18 protein-coding genes and 3 tRNA genes are annotated in these 18,728 nt (G+C 37.9%); 18 read left to right on the forward strand and 3 right to left on the reverse strand.

Going from position 1 to position 18,728, the window contains the following annotated elements; genetic code table 11:
- The first annotated feature begins 10 nt into the window (after window positions 1-10).
- The 5 genes from B5488_RS14800 to B5488_RS14815 all read left to right on the forward strand — a co-directional run bounded on the left by B5488_RS14800 (window position 11) and on the right by B5488_RS14815 (window position 1,928).
- Complete coding sequence (locus B5488_RS14800; RefSeq protein WP_079735970.1) at window positions 11-1,201, forward strand: bifunctional folylpolyglutamate synthase/dihydrofolate synthase; 1,191 nt, start codon at window positions 11-13, stop codon at window positions 1,199-1,201.
- 66 nt (window positions 1,202-1,267) lie between these two features.
- Window positions 1,268-1,342 (forward strand) — tRNA-Val (locus tag B5488_RS14805).
- 99 nt (window positions 1,343-1,441) lie between these two features.
- Window positions 1,442-1,521, forward strand: a tRNA-Gln gene (locus B5488_RS17895).
- Between the two features lie 38 nt (window positions 1,522-1,559).
- Window positions 1,560-1,634: transfer RNA gene (locus tag B5488_RS14810), tRNA-Val, on the forward strand.
- Between the two features lie 45 nt (window positions 1,635-1,679).
- Window positions 1,680-1,928, forward strand: coding sequence for a GIY-YIG nuclease family protein (locus B5488_RS14815; RefSeq protein ID WP_079735971.1), 249 nt, complete (start codon window positions 1,680-1,682; stop codon window positions 1,926-1,928).
- Window positions 1,929-2,064: 136 nt separating this feature from the next.
- Here B5488_RS14815 and B5488_RS14820 read toward each other — a convergent pair whose 3' ends face one another.
- Window positions 2,065-3,117, reverse strand: a complete 1,053-nt coding sequence (locus B5488_RS14820; protein WP_079735972.1) for a flavin-containing monooxygenase — start codon at window positions 3,115-3,117, stop codon at window positions 2,065-2,067.
- 94 nt (window positions 3,118-3,211) lie between these two features.
- Between B5488_RS14820 and B5488_RS14825 the strand changes: the two genes are divergently transcribed.
- The 3 genes from B5488_RS14825 to B5488_RS14835 are packed head-to-tail and all read left to right on the forward strand — an operon-like array spanning window position 3,212 to window position 5,030.
- The gene (locus tag B5488_RS14825; RefSeq protein WP_170065313.1) at window positions 3,212-3,985 is read left to right on the forward strand and encodes a creatininase family protein; all 774 of its coding nucleotides are present in this window, start codon (window positions 3,212-3,214) and stop codon (window positions 3,983-3,985) included.
- Between the two features lie 8 nt (window positions 3,986-3,993).
- A complete protein-coding gene (locus B5488_RS14830; protein WP_079735973.1) occupies window positions 3,994-4,326 on the forward strand; it encodes a CidA/LrgA family protein in 333 nt (110 codons plus the stop codon).
- Window positions 4,326-5,030: an LrgB family protein gene (locus B5488_RS14835; RefSeq protein ID WP_079735974.1), complete on the forward strand. Its 705-nt coding sequence runs from the start codon at window positions 4,326-4,328 to the stop codon at window positions 5,028-5,030. Before B5488_RS14830 ends, B5488_RS14835 begins: the two co-directional genes overlap by 1 nt.
- Here B5488_RS14835 and B5488_RS14840 read toward each other — a convergent pair.
- Complete coding sequence (locus B5488_RS14840; RefSeq protein WP_079735975.1) at window positions 5,007-6,278, reverse strand: cation:proton antiporter; 1,272 nt, start codon at window positions 6,276-6,278, stop codon at window positions 5,007-5,009. The two genes, B5488_RS14835 and B5488_RS14840, sit on opposite strands and share 24 nt — an antisense overlap.
- 177 nt (window positions 6,279-6,455) lie before the next feature.
- Between B5488_RS14840 and B5488_RS14845 the strand changes: the two genes are divergently transcribed.
- The 5 genes from B5488_RS14845 to B5488_RS14865 all read left to right on the forward strand — a co-directional run bounded on the left by B5488_RS14845 (window position 6,456) and on the right by B5488_RS14865 (window position 12,790).
- On the forward strand, window positions 6,456-6,842 hold the full coding sequence (locus tag B5488_RS14845; RefSeq protein WP_079735976.1) for a hypothetical protein: 387 nt from the start codon (window positions 6,456-6,458) through the stop codon (window positions 6,840-6,842).
- A gap of 11 nt (window positions 6,843-6,853) precedes the next feature.
- On the forward strand, window positions 6,854-9,220 hold the full coding sequence (ppsA, locus tag B5488_RS14850; protein ID WP_079735977.1) for a phosphoenolpyruvate synthase: 2,367 nt from the start codon (window positions 6,854-6,856) through the stop codon (window positions 9,218-9,220).
- An 11-nt stretch (window positions 9,221-9,231) separates the two neighbouring features.
- Window positions 9,232-11,859, forward strand: coding sequence for a cation-translocating P-type ATPase (locus tag B5488_RS14855; RefSeq protein ID WP_079735978.1), 2,628 nt, complete (start codon window positions 9,232-9,234; stop codon window positions 11,857-11,859).
- Between the two features lie 78 nt (window positions 11,860-11,937).
- Entirely contained in the window at window positions 11,938-12,378 is a 441-nt protein-coding gene (locus B5488_RS14860) for a hypothetical protein (RefSeq protein WP_079735979.1), read from the forward strand.
- A 112-nt stretch (window positions 12,379-12,490) separates the two neighbouring features.
- A complete protein-coding gene (locus B5488_RS14865; RefSeq protein ID WP_079735980.1) occupies window positions 12,491-12,790 on the forward strand; it encodes an HPF/RaiA family ribosome-associated protein in 300 nt (99 codons plus the stop codon).
- Between the two features lie 102 nt (window positions 12,791-12,892).
- Here the strand turns inward: B5488_RS14865 and B5488_RS14870 are convergent, their stop codons facing one another.
- Window positions 12,893-13,390: a DUF456 domain-containing protein gene (locus B5488_RS14870; protein ID WP_079735981.1), complete on the reverse strand. Its 498-nt coding sequence runs from the start codon at window positions 13,388-13,390 to the stop codon at window positions 12,893-12,895.
- A 315-nt stretch (window positions 13,391-13,705) separates the two neighbouring features.
- Between B5488_RS14870 and B5488_RS14875 the strand changes: the two genes are divergently transcribed.
- The 5 genes from B5488_RS14875 (at window position 13,706) to B5488_RS14895 (ending at window position 18,630) form a co-directional block, all read left to right on the forward strand.
- A complete protein-coding gene (locus B5488_RS14875) occupies window positions 13,706-14,068 on the forward strand; it encodes a BlaI/MecI/CopY family transcriptional regulator (RefSeq protein WP_057482135.1) in 363 nt (120 codons plus the stop codon).
- A complete protein-coding gene (locus B5488_RS14880) occupies window positions 14,068-15,648 on the forward strand; it encodes a M56 family metallopeptidase (RefSeq protein WP_079735982.1) in 1,581 nt (526 codons plus the stop codon). The genes B5488_RS14875 and B5488_RS14880 overlap by 1 nt, the downstream gene beginning before the upstream one ends.
- 22 nt (window positions 15,649-15,670) lie before the next feature.
- Complete coding sequence (locus B5488_RS14885; protein WP_079735983.1) at window positions 15,671-16,786, forward strand: tetratricopeptide repeat protein; 1,116 nt, start codon at window positions 15,671-15,673, stop codon at window positions 16,784-16,786.
- A 146-nt stretch (window positions 16,787-16,932) separates the two neighbouring features.
- Window positions 16,933-17,328, forward strand: coding sequence for an ExbD/TolR family protein (locus B5488_RS14890; protein ID WP_079735984.1), 396 nt, complete (start codon window positions 16,933-16,935; stop codon window positions 17,326-17,328).
- 63 nt (window positions 17,329-17,391) lie between these two features.
- Window positions 17,392-18,630, forward strand: coding sequence for an IS256 family transposase (locus B5488_RS14895; RefSeq protein WP_079733433.1), 1,239 nt, complete (start codon window positions 17,392-17,394; stop codon window positions 18,628-18,630).
- Window positions 18,631-18,728 lie beyond the last annotated feature (98 nt).

The following is an 18,728-nucleotide window of genomic DNA, read 5'->3' on the forward strand; positions in this document are numbered from 1 at the left end:
TGTTAACTGGATGTTTCAGCAGTTACCTATGTTTCAGCGGGTAGGAGCACAGGCTTTTAAAAAAGACCTTTCGCGCACCGTAAAGCTTGCTGAACATTTAGATAATCCGCATAAAAATTTCAAGTCGGTTCATATTGCTGGCACCAACGGGAAAGGTTCAACCAGTCATATGCTGGCTTCAGTATTACAGGAAGCTGGTTATAAAGTAGGTTTATATACTTCACCACATTTAAAAGATTTTCGCGAGCGAATTAAGGTAAACGGGAAATTTATTCTGAAGAAAAATGTAGTGGGTTTTATTAATGAGCATAAAGAATTTCTAGTCCAAAATGAACTTTCCTTTTTTGAAATGACCGTAGGTATGGCTTTCGATTATTTTTCAAGGGTGAAAGTTGATATTGCAATAATAGAAGTAGGCCTGGGCGGTCGTTTAGATTCTACAAATATCATAACTCCTGAAGTTTCAGTTATCACCAATATTGGCTTAGATCATACCGCATTTCTAGGTAATACTTTACCTGAAATAGCTTCTGAAAAAGGCGGAATTATAAAAAATAATATTCCGGCGATTATTGGCGAAAAGCAAAAAGAAACTACCAGTATTTTTAAGGAAATAGCTAAAGAAAATAATTCAGAAATCTATTTTGCTGAAGATCTTAAATTTGAAAAATATTCCACCGACCTTAAAGGCGATTACCAAAATAAGAATATTAAAAGCGTACTTGCCACGGTAAAAGTTTTAAGGGAAAAAGGCTGGGAGATACCGGAAGAATGCTTAAAAAATGGTCTCAATAGTGTAAAACTTCATACCTCACTCCAGGGACGTTGGGATATTTTGCAGGAAAAACCCAGGGTAATTTGCGATACGGCCCATAATACCGAAGGTTTGACTTTGGTCTTTAAGCAATTAAAAAAAGAGAAATTCCAGCATTTACATATTGTTTTGGGTGTGGTAAACGATAAAGATTTAGAAAAAATTCTACCATTATTTCCAAAAACCGCAATTTATTATTTTTCAAAGCCGGAAGTTCCTCGGGGACTTGAAGCTAAAATATTACAGGAAAAAGCATCCGAATTTGAACTGGAAGGTAGGGTATATAATTCTATTTCAGAAGCCTACGAAGCTGCTTTGGTAGAGGCCTTAGACGAGGACCTGGTGTTTGTAGGAGGTAGTACATTTACCGTTGCAGAAATAATTTAATTTTTTTGAAATTTTTCTTGGTGTAGATTAAAAACTAATCTATATTTGCATCCGCATTCAGGAATAGGGCGCGTAGCTCAGTTGGTTCAGAGCACTTGGTTTACACCCAAGGGGTCAGGGGTTCGAATCCCTTCGCGCCCACACTATTCAAAAGGCTTCTATAAAAGGAAGCCTTTTTTTAGCTTAGAGACTTTAGCTTTTCTCTATGAATTTGAGGAGCTGGTTTTATTGATATTTAGGGCGTGTAGCTCAGTTGGTTCAGAGCGTCCCGATTTTGCATCGGGAGGGTCAGGGGTTCAAATCCCAAAAAATATTGCGCTTTCTTTTATTAGGAAGTAGAATTTATTAAAATTATTTAGGGCGCGTAGCTCAGTTGGTTCAGAGCACTTGGTTTACACCCAAGGGGTCAGGGGTTCGAATCCCTTCGCGCCCACATTTACCCCAAATCCCAAAGTTCACCTACTTCAGGGATTTTTTTATGCCGAAATTTTACGTTTATATATTATTTTCTGAATCGCTGAATAGATATTATATCGGTTCTACTCAGGATATTGGTATACGGCTGAAAAAGCATTTGCAAAGCAAGGAAGGCTTTACATCGAAGACGAAAGATTGGGGCTTGGTGTATTCTAAAGAGTTCGAAACGAGAACAGGAGCAATTAGCAGAGAGCGACAAATTAAGAAGTGGAAAAGCCGACTTTTGATTGAGAAATTATTTGAAAAGTAGCTCAGTTATAGCTTCATATTAGCTTAGATCCTGAAATAAATTAAGGATGACGATTAATGAATCCTTTAACGGCAAATAAATATAAAGAATCTCATATTTCCCGATAGCTATAGTGGATAAAGCCTTTAAGGTGTAATCAAACCATGGCTTTCTCTTCTGCTTCAATATAATTAGCAAGATATTGAGCATCTTTTTTGATTCCGCCTAAAGTTGCTGAGCCTCGGGTATGCAACCAGGGAAGCCCTATAAAATAAAGTCCTTCAATATTACTTATGCCGCGATGATGCTTTGGGTAACCGTCTTTAGTAAGTTCCAAACCTTCTATCCAATTAAAATTCGGTCGGTAGCCGGTGGCCCAAACGATATTTTTTAAGTCATCAATTTTACGGTTATTGGTAATTATAATTTCACCTTTGGCATTTTTAGTTTTTCCAACAGGAATTACGTTATCGCGTTTCAGGATTCCCTTCACATCAGTTCCTATAACGGGTTGTTTAGACTGACTTAACTTTTTCCCAAGCCAGGTTTTTCGGCTAAAACTTAGAAAACCTATTTTGGTAAACCACCACCATAATGTTTTACCTAAAATTTCCTGAGGGAGCACCCTTACGTTGGTAGCCCCGGAAAAATAGGTGGTTCTTTTAGTTTGAGAGATCTCATCCAGGATTTGAAAACCGGAATCTCCCGCGCCCACAACCATCGCAGGACCGTCCTGAAGTTGCCCCGGATTTTTATAATAGTTACTATGAATCTGAAAAATTTCTTTTGAGATTTTCCGGGAAAATGAAGGCGTATAAGGAATATGAAAGGGTCCGGTAGCAATCACTACATTTTTGCAATGGATTTCGCTGTTTTGATGCTTCAGAATAAAATAATCTTCTTTCTTCGAAATCTCTTCTATCAGTGTATTTACTCTAATTTCAATATCAAATTCAGCTACATAATTTTTAAAATAAGCGGCTACATCTTCTTTGGTTGGATAATAACCTTTTTCCGCAGGAAATTCCATTCCCGGCAGGTTATTGAATTCTGAGGGTGTAAAAAGTTTAAGCGAATCCCAACGGTTTAACCAGGATGCGCCAATTTCCTTTTCCTTATCTACCACCAAATAATTTTCACCCATTTTATTAAGGTAGTAAGCCATTGAAAGTCCGGCCTGTGCCCCGCCCACAATTACAAAATCCAGCATTAATTTTAATTTTAATCAAAGATAGGCTTTAATTTCTGCGCTATAAATCCTTCAGAACTACACAGAATTGCTAATTTTAAATAAAATTAAGTTTATGGAGAAAAAGATAAGGCCTTACGTTCTGGCCGATACCAACTGGAAGCACATTAAAGAAGAAGATTTTAGCATAGCTATTTTGCCCTGGGGAGCTACCGAAGCGCATAATTATCACCTGCCTTATGCTACCGATAATATTCTTGCTGAAGAAGCTGCGATAAGTGCTGCCGGGAAAGCCTGGGAAAAGAAAGCGAAAGCAGTGGTTTTGCCTACCATTCCATTTGGAGTCAATACCGGTCAAATGGATGTGAAATTATGTATGAACCTTAATCCCAGTACCCAATACGCTATTTTAAAAGATGTAGCTCAAGTTTTAGAAAAACATAAAATCAATAAACTGGTTATTTTAAACGCGCACGGCGGCAATAGTTTTAAGCAAATAATTAGGGAATTAAGCCTTGAGTTTCCGGATATCTTTGCCTGTTCGGTAAACTGGTGGCAGGTTATCGATGCAAAACCTTATTTTAATGAACCCGGGGACCACGCGGGAGAACTGGAAACCGCGGCGGTAATGCACTTGCGACCGGAGTTAGTTTTACCTTTAGAAGAAGCGGGAGACGGCAGCGCTAAAACTTTTAAGATTAAAGCTTTAAAAGAAGGTTGGGCCAGTGCGCAACGGGAATGGACCCAAGTTACTGAAGATACCGGGGTAGGAAACCCCAAAGCGGCAACTGCCGAAAAAGGTAAAATTTTCTTTGAGAAAGCAACCGATATGATTGCAGATTTCTTTGTAGACTTGCACGAGGCCGATCTTAAAGATATGTACCAATAAAAAATGCTATGCTTAAAGCCTTAGCTTATATTTTTGGGTTTTTACTTTTAGGTGAGTTAATCACCTATTTTTTTGAGATTCCAATTGCCGGAAATATCCTGGGAATGTTTCTTATTTTCCTGGCTTTACGTTTAAAAATAGTAAAACTTGAAGATGTAAAACCGGCATCAGATAAACTCATAAAGTACCTGGTTTTATTCTTTATCCCTTATGGGGTAGGCTTAATGGTTTATTTTGAAATTATTGCCGATTACTGGATACCAATTTCAGTAGCAGTAATAGCCAGCAGCGTGATTACGCTCTATATTTCAGCAATTATTATTGAAAAGTTCGGGAAATAATGCAAGAATTTTTTCAATTACCAATATTTGGAGTTTTTATAAGTTTAATCGCTTTTGCGGGTGCAAGTGAACTTCAGAAGAAATTTAATTATGCGCTACTGACTCCGGTTCTGGTCGCTATTGTATTTATTATTTGTTTTTTATTGATTTTCAATATTGATTTTGAAGCTTATAACCGCGGCGGGAAATTTATAAGTTTCTTCCTGGGACCATCGGTAGTGGCACTTGGTGTGTTCTTTTATGAGAAATATGAAGAAGTAAAACAGAATTTAAAAGTGTTCTTACTTTCGGTAGCCGTGGGTGGAATAACCGGGATTCTAACTGTAATTATTTTTCTTCTACTTTTAAAAGTCCCTCACTTTATAATTGAATCACTCGCCGCAAAATCGGTTACTACGCCTATTGCTATTGAAATCACTAAACTTACCGGTGGAATTCCTGAAATTACCGCGGGAATTGTAATCGCGGTTGGGATTTTTGGAAATGCCTTTGGGCCATTTATTCTGAAGAAATTAGGAATAAAAAGTAAAATTGCCATCGGTACCGCTTTAGGAACAGCTGCCCACGGGATTGGTACTGCCCGCGCATTTGAGGAAAGCAAACTTGCCGGGGTTTACAGCGGATTGGCGATGTGTGTAAATGGAATTATCACTGCACTTATTACTCCTTATTTGCTTCAGTTATTTCTTGGGGGTCTCACCTGATTCGTTTTCGTCCTGTTCTGTTTTCCGCTTAAAATATTCAATAATTGAAGGGGCGGTAAAGCCGTGAACCACTATAGAGATTAAAATAATATAGGCCGTAATTGAATAAATTTCATTTTTATGTTCAAATCCTTCAAATTCAACAAAAGCCCAGGCAAGATAAAATACAGAGCCAATTCCTTTAATTCCCAGGAAACTTATGGCGAGCTTATTTTTAAAACTGTCTTTAATCCCCGTCATACTTATAATTCCGGCGAGGGGCCTTATGATTAATACAAAAGCAAAAGCGAATACAATTCCGCGCCAATCTGTAAGACTTAGCATCCCGTTCATAATAGAACCACCAAAAAGGATAATCCAAACCACGAGTAAAATGCGCTCTATTTCGTGAATAAAATCGTGCATTTTGGTTTTATAATCTCCACTAACTTTTTCGAAATGCCTAAGGCTTAATCCGGCAAAGAAGACCGCGAGAAATCCATAACCGTGTAAAAGTTCAGTGGCACCATAACTAAATAGAGTAAGGGAAAGCGCAAGGAAACCATCAAAAGTTTTTATGCCGGTGTATTTGTGAACTTTATCCAGAATAAACCCAATAGAATTTCCAATGGCGAAGCCGGCTATTGTGCCAATTATAATTTTTAAAAAGAACTTATCCAGCATCCAGTCAGTAAAATCAAAAGCAGCCCAACCTCCGGCCTGTGCAACCAAAACAGCCATATAAGTAAAGGGAAATGCCAGCCCATCGTTTAAGCCGGCCTCTGCTGTAAGTGAAAATCTTATTTTTCCTTTATATTCTTTTTCCCTTTCAGGATCGTCGAGCTGAGTTTCAGCAGCTAAAACAGGATCGGTAGGGGCAAGTACTGCGGCAAGTAATAAAGAAGAAGGAACACTAAAAAAAAGAAAATTTTGTCCCAGGAAATATGCCGAAATCATACAAAGCGGCATAGTGAGGAAAACTAATAAAAATGGTCTTTTCCAGGCCTTAAAACTATAATTATTTCCAATCTTTAAACCGGCGCCCATAAGGGAGATAATCACAATCATTTCAGAGAAATACATAAGTCCTTTATCGGCCCATAAGGGATCTGGCCAGCCAATAGGTAATCCTAATCCCAGTAATAGAAATCCAATAAGTAGTAAAATTATAGGACCGCTAACCTTTATTTTCTTTGAAATTGAAGGTAGCCAGGCCATGATAAGTGTGGTAAATCCAATTCCCGCTAAGATCCAGTAATGCTCTTTCATACATTTATAAAAATAGCTGATTTTAATTAATCTTGCTTTAAGCCTATTAAATTTTTGCAAAAGTCTAACACTTGGGTTGTGAAGATTTCAAATTTATTCGCTAATCAACTGATATATGTCATATTAAAATATCTCTATTCGGGCTAAATTTGAGAGAACAATCAACTCTTATAAAAGATGGACAATTCCTTATTTCTCGCTAAATTTTGGGGTTGGTACCTCTTGATTTTCTTTTTTGTACTCAGTTTTAACCCCAAGAGGATAAAACAAATCTTTAAAGATCTAAAAGATCATAAATTTTTGATATTAGCTGCCTTTGCTGCTATAATTATAGGTTTACTCAATATTTTATTTCATAATATATGGGAGTTGAGCTGGAAATTTATAATAACCGCCCTGGGTTGGATTTCTCTCTTTATAGGCCTCGGACTTTTCGTTTTTCCTGCATCTACTACCCGAAAACTTACTGTGCTTAACCTCAAATTTGTACAGGTTGTTTATGTGCTTTTATTCCTTTTGGGAGTTTTCTTACTCAATATGGGTTACGGACTCGTGTTATACTAAAAATTAAGCTTATGAAATTCATTAAAAAATTTAGGGAACTCGCTATAAAAGACGTGGCTGAGGTAGGTGGAAAAAACGCTTCCCTGGGCGAAATGTATAACGAATTATCTTCTGAAGGCGTGCTGGTGCCAGATGGTTTCGCAACCACTTCTGAAGCTTTTTGGATTTTTATAAGGTCGAATAATATTGAAGAAAAAATAAAAGAACTACTGAAAAAACTGGACCGTGATAATTTTAAAAACCTTAGTAGCATTGGCGCTGAAGCGAGACAGCTAATTTTATCAGGGAATTTTTCTAAAGATTTTTCTGACGAAATAATATCCGCCTATGGGGAGTTGGGAAATGGAGATAAAATTCAGGTTGCTGTGAGAAGTAGTGCCACCGCTGAGGATTTGCCTAACGCGAGTTTTGCCGGGCAACACGATACTTTCTTAAATATTAAAGGTGCTGAAGCTTTGCTTAATGCGGTTAAAGATTGCTTTGCCTCACTGTACACCAATAGGGCTATTAAATATCGGGAAGACAAAGGTTTTCTGCATCACGACGTCGCACTTTCTGTAGGAGTTCAAAAAATGGTGCGGTCAGATATTGGTTGCTCTGGAATTGGTTTTAGTCTGGAACCAGAATCTGGTTTTAAGAATATTATTCATATTTCTGGAGTTTGGGGCCTGGGTGAAAATATTGTTCAGGGATTAGTAAATCCCGATGAATTTGATGTTTTTAAACCTATGATAGGGAAAGCTGCAAATCCTATTATTCAGAAGAAACTGGGACATAAAGAGCTTTCTATGGTTTACGCCGAATCTAGCGGCCATTCTTCAACAGTAAACATTGAAACCCCAATGGAGAAACAGGATAGTTTTGTTTTGAGCGATGCAGAGGTTATTAAACTTTCCCAATGGATTTTACTCATAGAAAAGCATTATAACCGCCCAATGGATGTGGAGTGGGCAAAAGACGGTTTAACCAACGATCTTTATATCACTCAAGCCCGGCCGGAAACTGTGCATAAAGACGAGGATAAACGATTTTATATAGAATATCATCTCAAAGAAAAAGGTGAGATTTTAACCAGCGGAAGCGCCATTGGCTCCAGTATAGCCACTGGAAAAGCGCGATACTTAAAGTCGCCGGAAGAAGGGCATAAATTAAACCCGGGAGAAATTCTAATTACAAATAACACCAGTCCAGATTGGGATCCTCTTTTAAAACTGGCAGCCGCAGTAGTAACCGAACGAGGAGGCCGAACCAGCCATGCAGCAATTGTGGCCCGTGAGCTTGGTGTGCCCGCAATTGTGGGAACCAATGATGCTAGCCAAAAGATTAATGATGGGGAAATGATTACCGTTTCCTGTGAAGGTAAAACCGGTTTTGTATATAAAGGCGCCCTGAAATTTGACACTAAAGAAATTGATTTTGGAAAAAATTCGTTGCCAAAAACCGAAGCTAAATTTATTCTTTCAGACCCTGACCGGGCTTTTCAGCTTTCATTTTACCCAAATAATGGGGTTGGTTTATTGCGAATGGAATTTATTATTATGCATAAAGTGAAAATTCATCCTATGGCTTTAGTGAAATATGACGAGGTTAAAGAAAAGGCTGCAAAAAAGATTATTGATGAACTAACCTGGCAGTTTAAAGATAAACGTGATTTTTTTGTGGAAGAATTATCTCGCGGAATTGCCGTAATGGCCGCAGCCTTCTATCCTAAAGAAGTAATTGTTAGGCTTAGTGATTTTAAAAGTAACGAATATGCGAATTTAATAGGAGGGCGCCAGTTTGAGCCTTTAGAAGAAAATCCTATGCTTGGCTTTAGAGGTGCAGCGCGGTATTATCATCCTAATTATAAGGAGGCATTTGAACTGGAATGCAAAGCTATAAAAAGGGTTCGGGAAGAAATGGGTCTCGATAATTTAAAAGTGATGATTCCTTTTTGCAGAACAATAAATGAAGCGAAAAGTGTGATAGCTTTAATGAAAAAATTAGGTCTGGAACGCGGGAAAAATTCTCTCGAAATTTATATGATGGTTGAAATTCCATCTAATGTAATTCTCCTGGAGAAATTCGCTGAATTTTTTGACGGATTTTCTATTGGTTCCAACGATCTTACTCAGCTAACCCTGGGAGTTGATCGCGATTCAGAATTAATGGCCGGTGTGTTCGATGAAAATAATGAAGCTGCGAAAGAGATGATTGCAACTGCAATACAGAAAGCGCGAAAAGTAGGTAAGAAAATAGGTTTATGCGGGCAGGCGCCCAGCGATTTCCCCGAATTCGCTACTTTCTTAGTACGTGAAAACATAGACAGTATTTCGTTTAATCCTGATGCGCTTTTAAAAGGAATAGAGAATATTAATCATGCTGAAGCCGGGCAATAAAATATAAGGAAATGTTGAAAGATCTGCACGCTATTCCTGTTAAAAAAATTCTTACAGAATTGAAGGTAGATCCGGATAATGGCTTAACTGCAGCTGAGGTTGCTGCCAGATTAAAACAACACGGAGCAAATAGATTAAAAGAGTCAAAATCTAAAAATATCGGACTTATATTTCTAGAACAATTTCTTGATCCTATAATTTATATTTTGGCCGCCGCAATGGCGCTTGCTTATTTCTTTGGCGAGTGGCTGGAAGGTACGGCCGTTCTAATAGTAATTCTTATTACCGCCTTAATAGGATTTTTTATGGAATGGCAGGCAATACGTTCGGTAGAGGCTTTGCAGAAGATGGTAGAAACCCTGGCAAATGTTTTACGGGACGGGAAAGAAGAACAAATTAAGGCTACCGGTTTAGTGCCGGGGGACATTGTAATCCTGGAAAGTGGTGATGTTATCCCCGCAGATTGCCGAATGCTTGAAACCGAAAGCTTTGCGGTAAAAGAGGCGATTCTTACCGGGGAAAGCAATCAAATAGAAAAAAATATAGAAGCGCTGCCAGATAAAGTGCCGCTGGCAAGCCGAAAAAACATGCTTTACAAAGGCACTATTGCGGTTAGAGGAAAAGCGAAAGCTATTGTGATTGCCACGGGAATTAAAACCGAAATTGGCCGTATTAGCGAACTCACCATTAGTGCTAAAAAAGAAAGTACTCCCTTAGAGAAAAAACTGAAAAGATTAAGCAGGTGGCTTATTTGGCTCACTTTAATTCTCGCAATTTTTATTATAGTCACCGGTTATTTTCAAGGCAAAGATCTAATGCTGATGATAAAAACCGGCATTGCTTTGGCGGTAGCCGCAATTCCAGAAGGCTTGCCTATTGTGGCTACCATTGCACTTGCCAGGGGAATGCTTCGGCTTTCTAAAAAAAATGTGGTGATCAAAAAGTTAGAAGCGGTTCAAACTTTGGGTGAAACAGGGATAATTTGCACCGATAAAACCGGCACACTTACCGAAAATAAAATGAGTGTTCACCATTTAATGTTGGGAACTTTAGATTTTCCGGCAACTGAAGCTGCAAATTTCAAAACAGATCCTGCTTTCGAAAAACTGATACAAATTGGTAGTCTCTGCAATAATTCAAAATTAAAAGAGGGCAAATTTACGGGAGATGCCGTGGAGATCGCTTTAGTAGAATTTGCAGCAGAAATGGGATTCGATTATAAAGAACTTCAGCAAAAATATTCAAAAATACAGGAGGTTCCTTTTGATGCTGAAATCAAAAAAATGGCCACTTTACATAATTTTGAAAGTGAATATTTAATCTGCGTAAAAGGAGCGTTGGAAGCTTTGCTAGATTCCTGCGATTTGGTTCTAACCAAAGATGGGCCAAAAGAGTTTCAAGATAAAAAGGAATGGCAAAAACAGGCGAAATTAATCGCTGCCGAAGGAATGCGGGTATTGGCTTTTGCATTTAAACAAACTAACGAGAAGCCTGCCGAAGAAGATTTAATGGAAAATCTCACATTTGTGGGGATTTTAGGGTTTTTAGATCCGCCGCGAAAGGATATTAAACAGGCAATTGAGACCTATAAAAACGCGGGAATAAGAGTGGTGATGGTCACTGGAGACCATCCTGATACTGCGAGAAAAATAGGGGAAGAAATTGGGCTAATTGCTGTAGATGCACCCCCAGAAATGGTGGTGCACGGCGCCGAGCTTGAAGAAATAGGCAGTTTAACTGAAGAAAGACAAAAAACCTTAATGCAAGCCGGTATTTTTGCCAGGATGGTTCCCGGCCAGAAGCTGGATTTAGTAGAATTTTATCAAAGAAATAAAGCCATAGTAGGAATGCTAGGCGATGGGGTAAACGATGCCCCTGCCCTTAAAAAAGCAGATATTGGCATCGCAATGGGAATTAGGGGCACCGAGGCCGCTAAAGAAGTCGCTGATGTAATTTTAATGGACGATAAATTTACGTCTACCGAGCTAGCCATAAGGCAGGGGCGGACAATTTTTGAGAACATCAGGCAGTTTGTAATCTTTTTACTTTCCTGTAACCTGGCAGAGATAATTTCGGTAGGCCTGGCTTCCCTAAGTAATTTACCAATGCCCTTACTTCCGCTTCAAATTCTTTTTCTAAACCTTATTACCGATGTTTTCCCTGCGCTAGCCCTGGGAGTTGGTAAAGGAGATCCGAATATTATGAAAGATCCTCCAAGGGACCCGCAGGAGCCAATTCTTACAAAAAAGCTTTGGACGGCCACAGTTCTATATGGTTTAAGTATTACAGCAGCGGTAATTGGGGTAGTGGCTTACACACATTTTAAAATGGGATTAAGTGCTATTATGGTAAATAATATAGCCTTTTACACACTTATTTTAGCTCAGTTACTGAATGTCTTTAACCTTCCCGGACGAAAAATATCTTTCTTGAAAAATGAAGTTACCACCAACCCGTGGGTTTGGGGAGCATTGGTTTTTTCAATTTTAACTATGGTTCTTGTTTACCATATTCCGTTGATGGCAGAAGCTTTATCGCTGGTACCGCTATCGGCTATTCACTTTGTGGTTATAATTGTTTTTGGGTTTGCTTCATTACTGTTATCCCAAATATTAAAGCATTTAAAATTCACTAATTAAACTTAGTTGGGAGTGACGAAAATCATACTTTTTCAGTGCGCTTTGCTTTAATTTTAATTCATATTAAAACTATTAATTATGGAAAGTATAAGGAAAAGGCCAAAAGGCGATTTTATTGCCGAAGCCAATATGGAGCAGCTCTATACGCTCACCAAACACTGGAATTCAGACTTGCATTTTTTTAGGGACGATCTCAGTTTTCTGCATAAACTTTTAGATAGCTATTTTATTTGGATAGATAAAGATGAAAATTATAGAGTGGCTTCAAAAATGAAGAATGAACTCCTTAAATTGAAAGAACGTTGCCAGGATCTATTAGATAAAACCGATAAACATAGACAGCAAATAGGAAAAATGATCCTTGAAAAAATGCAGGATTCCAGGGTTTTTAGATTGGAACACGAACATTTGGAAGACGAGATTGCAGGTTTTGTAAAGTCTTTCAGGTTAAACAGGTTAGAACTTTTCAAAATAACCGAATACATAAAAGACACCGATAGGGTTCCTGAAATGTCCTGAAATGTCCTGAAATTAATCCCGAAATCGGGTCGAATTTACCCCAAAGTGACCTTTATCATATTTTGTGAGATGCCTTAAACCTAACTTTGAACTAACAATAAAACCTACTACTATGCTCATCAATATTCAATTTATAAAAACAAAAGGAAGCCAAAATTTAACTCAATTTGTATCAGAACACTTAGATAAATTATTAGAAAAATATGAATGGCTTATTAGAGCCGAAGTTTATTTTAAAGAAGAAAATGATCCTACAGGAAAGTCAAAAATTTGTGAGATCGAGCTAAGTGCGCCCGGTCCCAGGATTTTTGCTTCCTCTACAGAAGAAAGTTTTGAATTAGCCATCAAAAAAACCATCTTCGAACTTGACCAGCAGCTCAAGAAAAGAAAGGCTGTTTTTGTAGCACATTAAGATGCTTGCAGAGGCTGTTTAAAAATAACAGGTTTTACATCTCATTTCGTTTAGCCCAAATTTACCAGACTTTAGTTAAACCATTTTTAAACAGTCTCTTTTTTAAAATATCAATTCTCTAAATTCCCAGGCCTTATAGCTGAAGAAAATTAAAAACCCTACCGCTACTACCAACTCCATAAATGTAGAAGCAAGAAGACCAATAAACGATCCGTAGGCAGCCCGCAAAGCCGATTTAGAATCAGATTTATTAATTATTTCTCCAATAAAGGCTCCTGCAAAAGCTCCTATTATTATTCCAAGCGGGATTGGAACAAAAATCCCGATTACCAATCCAATAGTAGCGCCCCACATTCCGGCTTTACTACCCCCATACTTTTTTGTTCCCATTGCAGGAATTACAAGCTGTAAAGCATAAATTATAGCAGCGAGAATAAAAGCTATTCCCAAAACCCAGTAATTTGTTGGCACTGATGGTGCTAAATAGAGTAGAAGTAATCCTACCCAACTAAGCGGTACACCGGGCAAGATCGGTAAAAAACTTCCCAGAATTCCAAGGATCATTAAAACCGCTCCAACTCCAAATAATATTAGATCCATAGTCTTTTAAATGTTTTGATTATCAAATATAATTTAATTCCGAAGAAGTTTTTAACTAAATTATTAGGTTAAACTAAAATGTTAGTTTATATTAGCAGTGTTGAATTTGAATCTTCCGTCATCCTAAACTTGTTTCAGGATCTAGTTTCAATTCAACTTTAGAATCCCGAAGTTAATTCGGGATAAAGTCTGAAATAAATTCAGCTTGACGTGGAATAAGAATTAGAGGTTTGGATATAGATTCCCGCCTGCGTGGGAATGACAAATGAATATAATAAGAGATTTCCGCCTTCGCGGAAATGACAAAAATTAATTATGAAACAACTAACCAAAGCCGAAGAAGAGATTATGCAAATTCTCTGGAAACTGGAGAAAGCCAATGTCGCTTCAATTATCGAGGAAATGCCCGAGCCAAAACCGGCTTATAATACGGTTTCTACCATTGTGAGAATCCTGGAAGACAAAGGTTTTGTAGATCACGAAAAGAAAGGGAAGGGCTATTTATATTTTCCGCTTTTGGCGCGTGAAACTTATAGCAACCAGAGCATCAATAAATTGATGAACAATTATTTTAACGGCTCCTTTAAAAGTATGGTTTCCTTTTTTATGAAGAAAAACGATATGGATACTAAAGATTTAGAAGCGATTTTAAAGGAAATCAATAAAAAAGAAAAGTAATGTTAGATTATGTACTTCAGGTAGTTGTGTTTCAACTCGGTTTTTTGCTGATGTATGAACTGCTGCTAAAAAAAGAGACGTTTTTTACGATAAACAGGCTGTATTTATTAGTAACACCGCTTGTTTCACTTTTACTGCCATTATTGAAAATTGAAAGTTTATCGACGCTTGTTCCGGCAGACTCTATTTCTACTCTTTCACAAGTTTGGCTTCCCGAGGTCTATATTGGCGGTCAACCGGAAAATATTCAGCAATTACCGGCCGTAAATGTAGCGCAGGAACAGGGATTGCAAATAAACTGGTGGTTGGTTTCCTATATTTCAGGAGTGGTGCTTAGTTTAATTTTATTGCTGAAAAAATACCAAAACCTGAACCATTTATTTCGTTTCCGAAGAATTTCAGAAAATAACGAGTTGAGAATTATTGAAGTTCCAAATTCTAATATAGCCTGTACTTTCTTTAAAACCATCTTTTTAGGAGATAAATTATCTGGAGCTGAAAAGCAACAAATTCTCTCACACGAACTGGTTCACGTAAAGCAAAAACACAGCCTGGATTTAGTGTTTTTTGAAGCTTTAAAGATCTTATTTTGGTTTAATCCGCTGGTGTATATCTACCAAAGCAGAATTGCGACTTTGCACGAGTTCATCGCCGATGCAAATGTGGTAAAAACCACTACCAAACGCAGCTATTACGAACAGTTGCTAAACACCGCGTTTAACACGCAGAATATTTCATTCATCAATCAATTTTTTAATCATTCATTAATTAAAAAACGAATTATTATGTTACAAAAATCAAGATCAAGAACAATAGCGAAATTCAAGTACCTATTCGTACTGCCTTTACTTTTTATGATGCTGACTTATGTTTCCTGTTCAGACGATAATTCATCTGTGGCATCTGCTGAAGATGATCCTCTTTCTCAATATAGTTACACCATTGATGTTAGTGAAGGGATGACTGAAGAAAATAGAAAAGTACATAAAAAATATGAAGAATTTCTAATGAACAATCCTGATTATGTAAGTTGGGCTACGATTGATTCTAATGAAAAATCAATAAGCTATGCGATTCATAGTAGGGACGAAGAAGTGCCAGAGGGTTATATTAAACTATATGTTAGTGATAAATATGATATGTATATTAATTTGCCAAATGAAGGGAAAGAAAAAGATTCTGATAAATACGCTGAAGAAATAGAATATGATAGCGAAAGCGGAGTTCCTTTTGCCATAATTGAAGATGTTCCGGTATTTGAAGGTTGTGAAGGTTTAAATTCTAATGAAGAACGGAAAGATTGTATGAGTCGCCAGATTACCCGATTTGTAAATATGAATTTTAATACCAATTTAGGAAAGGAATTGAATCTTAAGGGAACAAACAGGGTGATTACCCAATTTAGAATAGATGAAAGCGGAAATGTGGTTAATATAAAGGCAAGAGCTCCACACCCCGATTTAGAAGAAGAAGCTATTCGTGTCATTTCGGAACTTCCTAAAATGCAGCCCGGGAAACAGGACGGAAAGGAAATTAGCGTGATGTATTCACTTCCAATAGTTTTTCAAATAGGTGAATAAGTTTAGTTTTATTATTATATTAATGTTAGCCTTCAAAGCCGAAGCTCAAACTTCGGCTTTGGCTATTTCAGACAGTTTGTATGCCGTGGGAGAATATTCCGAAGCGATTGAGAAACTACAGAAAATTAATTCTAAAACAGAGAAAACCTATCTCAAGCTGGCAAAAAACTACGCTGCGAACCGCCAACCCGAAATTGCGCTCGAGAACTATAAAAAGGTTTTAGACCAAAGCCCCGATCGGGTTTTGACTGCTGTAGACTATGGCGAATTACTGGTAAAAACCGAAAAACTGGAAGCTGCCGACAGCCTTTTTAAGGTCTTGAACAAAAAATATCCGAAAAATGCCAGTTTTAAATATCAGCAAGGCTTAATCAGGGAAAAACTAAAAGATAGTACGGCAATACATTTTTTTACATACACCACAATGCTGGACACCACGCACCAGGCAGCGCTTTATAAAGTAGCTAAAGATAAATTAAGGAACCGGCAGTATACTATGGCAGAGCATTATAGTAAACGCGGGCTACGGGTGAATCCTAATAATCTATCTTTGCTTTCTATTTTAGCCCAGACTTATTCTTCTTTGAAACTTTATAAAGAAGCGCTCCAGCCTTATGAAAAGCTGATTGAACTCGGGCAGGATTCAGAATTTATTTATAACAAACTAGGTTTTGCTTATTACAGGCTTAAAGATTACGATAAAGCGATAATAAATTATAACAAAGCACTGGAATTTGAAGACCGAAATTCGGCCACGCATTATACCCTTGGGAAACTGTATGCTTTAACCGGGGATCTAGATAAGTCTGAAACCCATTTATTGATGTCAATTCTTATTAAAAAACAACCGGTAGATGCCGAATTTTTTAGCCTGGGCCTCACTTACAAAATGCAGGAAAAACATAAAAACGCACTGGAATATTTTAATAAGGCCCTGGAAGAAAATCCCGATCACGAAAGAGCTTTATACGAGCGGGCAGTAGCCGCCGATAACTATATGGCAGATGATGAAACCGTAATTGGCTACTACCAGGCATACTTTGATAAATATGAGAGTATAGGAAACGATGGAATGCTTTATCGTGCCAAAACCAGGATTAGCGATCTAAAAGAAAAAATACATTTAGCTGAGAATTAATTTAATTTTCCCACATCGAGCATTAGGAAATATTCAATACAGGCTTATTTGAGATCTTTCTATTTGGATATCTTGCTTGATTTCAACGTCATTACGAACGAAGTGAAGTAATCTCTTCATTTGAGAAAACTTTTAATTTAACACCTATGAAATTTAAAATCACTCTACTTTTCTTCAGTCTTTTTGTTTGTATTTCGGCAGTTGCGCAAGATGCTTTTGAAATCAATGTTTTTGTAGACGCCGATAAAAATATTTATTTGGAAGATAAACAGGTTAAATCTGATAAACTTTCAATTGAAGTGAAAGAGCTGGTGAACAATCAACCGGCATTAAAGTATGATGGCGTAATTTTCAATATTTACGGAGACGAAAAGCTTAAACACGGTTTCATTATGGATATAAACCGCGAAATGTTGGCGGGTTATGATTCGGGAAAAATCATCACCAAAAAATATTTACTGAATTATACCGATGTTGAAATGGATAGCGAAAACTGGCAGCAGGAAATAAAGTCGCTAAATCTTAAAGCAATAGAAAACTAGCGAGGGTGTAATCTCAAGTCTGTCTAGACTTTGAAAATTAAATTAAAATTTTTAGACTAGATTATGACACAAGAAGAGATTAAGGAATTAAAGGAAAAAGCATTAAAACAATTTTTATCAGGAGAATCCCTAACCGGCAAAAACGGCGCTTTTGCTCCAATGCTTAGGGAGTTTATGGAAGAGGCCCTGGAAGCAGAAATGTCTTCGCACCTTTCCGATGAAGAAAAAGGCTCAAAAGCAGGTAATAAGCGTAATGGCAAAGGCAAAAAGACCCTAAAGAGCAGCCAAGGGGACGTCACCATTAACACGCCCCAGGATCGTAACAGTACCTTTGAGCCGGAGATCGTAGCGAAACGCCAGCGTATCCTGGCCGATAATTTAGAAAAGCAGATTATAGGCATGTACGGGATGGGCAATAGCCTGCGGGATATCTCAGCTCATATAGAGGAAATGTATGATTCCAAGATATCCACACACGTTCTAAGTGATATTACGGACCGGGTGATTCCCAAGGTTAAGGAATGGCAGGATCGCCCCTTGGAGCCGGTATATTGCATCCTATGGCTCGACGCGATGCACTTCAAGGTACGCGAAGAAGGCAAAGTAAAGCACAAGGCCTTGTATAATATTTTAGGAATAAATAAAGCTGGAAGAAAGGAAGTGCTGGGTATGTATATCTCGGAAAGTGAAGGGGCCAATTTTTGGCTTCAGGTGCTGACCCAATTAAACAACCGTGGCTTAAAAGATATTCTGATTGCCTGTACGGATAATCTTACGGGCTTTAGTGAAGCCATTCATTCTGTTTATCCCAAGACTGATATTCAGCTATGTATTGTCCACCAGATCCGCAATAGTATGAAGTATGTGGCCAGTAAGGATCAAAAAGATTTTATGAAAGACCTTAAACTGGTGTACAAGGCTGACACCAAAGACCAGGCTGAATCGGCTTTACTGGATCTGGAAGAAAAATGGGGCAAAAGATATCCCATAGTGATCCGTTCCTGGAATGATAACTGGGACCGATTGAGTGCTTATTTTGAATATACCGCACCCATTAGAAAACTCATATACACCACAAATGCCGTAGAGGCTTTTCACCGGCAGGTAAGAAAAGTAACCAAGACCAAAGGCGCTTTTACCAATGATATGGCACTATTGAAGCTGGTTTACCTAGCTACCAGAAGAATTGAAAAGAAATGGAACGCCCCACTGCAGAACTGGGGTTTGGTAGTTCAACAATTAGCTATTAAATTTGAAGGTCGGCTAGAGTTGGACTTAGCCACCAATGAAACGAAAAACTAAAATTTTCTTCTCCCGGGGGTACCCCCGGGAGAAGAAGCAGACAGAGTTGAGCTAACACTCCCAAACTAGCTATTTTTCCTGGCGAAACTTTCACTTAA

Source organism: Salegentibacter salegens, assembly GCF_900142975.1.
GTDB classification, from domain to species: Bacteria; Bacteroidota; Bacteroidia; order Flavobacteriales; family Flavobacteriaceae; genus Salegentibacter; species Salegentibacter salegens.

Bases quoted from the DNA above. Each gene is read 5' to 3' on its own strand.
- B5488_RS14875 (WP_057482135.1), top strand. From the start codon at position 13,706: ATGAAACAACTAACCAAAGCCGAAGAAGAGATTATGCAAATTCTCTGG.
- B5488_RS14860 (WP_079735979.1), top strand. From the start codon at position 11,938: ATGGAAAGTATAAGGAAAAGGCCAAAAGGCGATTTTATTGCCGAAGCC.
- B5488_RS14885 (WP_079735983.1), top strand. From the start codon at position 15,671: ATGTTAGCCTTCAAAGCCGAAGCTCAAACTTCGGCTTTGGCTATTTCA.
- B5488_RS14800 (WP_079735970.1), top strand. From the start codon at position 11: ATGTTTCAGCAGTTACCTATGTTTCAGCGGGTAGGAGCACAGGCTTTT.
- B5488_RS14835 (WP_079735974.1), top strand. From the start codon at position 4,326: ATGCAAGAATTTTTTCAATTACCAATATTTGGAGTTTTTATAAGTTTA.
- ppsA (WP_079735977.1), top strand. From the start codon at position 6,854: ATGAAATTCATTAAAAAATTTAGGGAACTCGCTATAAAAGACGTGGCT.
- B5488_RS14815 (WP_079735971.1), top strand. From the start codon at position 1,680: ATGCCGAAATTTTACGTTTATATATTATTTTCTGAATCGCTGAATAGA.
- B5488_RS14870 (WP_079735981.1), bottom strand. From the start codon at position 13,390: ATGGATCTAATATTATTTGGAGTTGGAGCGGTTTTAATGATCCTTGGA.
- B5488_RS14880 (WP_079735982.1), top strand. From the start codon at position 14,068: ATGTTAGATTATGTACTTCAGGTAGTTGTGTTTCAACTCGGTTTTTTG.
- B5488_RS14895 (WP_079733433.1), top strand. From the start codon at position 17,392: ATGACACAAGAAGAGATTAAGGAATTAAAGGAAAAAGCATTAAAACAA.
- B5488_RS14820 (WP_079735972.1), bottom strand. From the start codon at position 3,117: ATGCTGGATTTTGTAATTGTGGGCGGGGCACAGGCCGGACTTTCAATG.
- B5488_RS14830 (WP_079735973.1), top strand. From the start codon at position 3,994: ATGCTTAAAGCCTTAGCTTATATTTTTGGGTTTTTACTTTTAGGTGAG.
- B5488_RS14855 (WP_079735978.1), top strand. From the start codon at position 9,232: ATGTTGAAAGATCTGCACGCTATTCCTGTTAAAAAAATTCTTACAGAA.
- B5488_RS14865 (WP_079735980.1), top strand. From the start codon at position 12,491: ATGCTCATCAATATTCAATTTATAAAAACAAAAGGAAGCCAAAATTTA.
- B5488_RS14845 (WP_079735976.1), top strand. From the start codon at position 6,456: ATGGACAATTCCTTATTTCTCGCTAAATTTTGGGGTTGGTACCTCTTG.
- B5488_RS14890 (WP_079735984.1), top strand. From the start codon at position 16,933: ATGAAATTTAAAATCACTCTACTTTTCTTCAGTCTTTTTGTTTGTATT.
- B5488_RS14825 (WP_170065313.1), top strand. From the start codon at position 3,212: ATGGAGAAAAAGATAAGGCCTTACGTTCTGGCCGATACCAACTGGAAG.
- B5488_RS14840 (WP_079735975.1), bottom strand. From the start codon at position 6,278: ATGAAAGAGCATTACTGGATCTTAGCGGGAATTGGATTTACCACACTT.